Genomic DNA, 854 nt, shown 5'->3' with positions numbered 1-854 from the left:
CTGCAAAACGATGGGAAAGATTGGAAAGTTATGGTCCAAAGTTTGTAGAAAATATAGTTCAAGGAATTAGTCGAGATATACTAGCCCATTCGATAAAACAACTAAAAGACAAGAAAATCGTTGGCCATATTCACGATGAGCTTATCATCGAGTGCTTGCCAAAGCAAAATCTAGATGAAATATCTAATCAAATGTCCATTTCTCCAATCTGGATGAAAGACATCAATCTACGAGCTGAAGGGTATGAATGTTACTTCTATCAAAAAGGCTAAAGAAAATCCGCATCCTTGATAGGATAGCGGACTTCTTTTATTATTGATTTAATTCTCTATAGACTTCTTTGGCCATTGCTTGAGCTTTCTTGATAGCTTCATAACCTTGAGTCTTTTTCATTCCAAGTGTAGAAATAATATCTTGTTTTGCGATGTCCATATTCTCATAAATAAGTCTTAGAATTTGGCCATATTTCTTATTTCGACGTTCTACTTCTTCTATCAGTTCACGAATTGTTTCTAACATCATAATAATCTCTTCGTGAGAGTCTACTCCAGTAGGATCGAAACCTACTTCTTCGTTATTAGACATTTTATCCAACATCTCATCTAATGATAAGTCATTACCTTTCGTATAACGATTAAGATACTCGTTAACATCCATATTGAAGATTTTAATGACATTGTCAAAATCCTCAATATTAACTGGTACAAAACCTACAAGTATAGCTTTTCCATAAAACTTAAATGTTTTTAAGTTTTTAGGGTGAATATCTTTGCTCTGTCTCATCTCTTTATCTCTAATGACGAAGGGAGCGAGAACTTGATTAAGTTCACAAGGTACATCGTTATATGACTTCT

1 protein-coding gene and 1 pseudogene are annotated in these 854 nt (G+C 33.6%); one reads left to right on the top strand and one right to left on the bottom strand.

All coding sequences use genetic code 11. From position 1 onward, the window contains the following. Positions 1-272, top strand: a pseudogene (locus SORDD24_RS07885) (hypothetical protein); the annotation flags it as partial. Between the two features lie 40 nt (positions 273-312). On the opposite strand, the gene SORDD24_RS07880 reads toward SORDD24_RS07885, so the two are convergent. After that, the coding region (locus tag SORDD24_RS07880) for a hypothetical protein (protein ID WP_061409347.1) at positions 313-854 on the bottom strand (542 nt) is incomplete at its 5' end.

The sequence above is a fragment of the Streptococcus oralis genome, assembly GCF_001579175.1.
Classification (GTDB): domain Bacteria; phylum Bacillota; class Bacilli; order Lactobacillales; family Streptococcaceae; genus Streptococcus; species Streptococcus oralis_O.
Note: the sequence above shows the minus strand (reverse complement) of the source record. Positions and strands in the feature narration are given on the sequence as shown.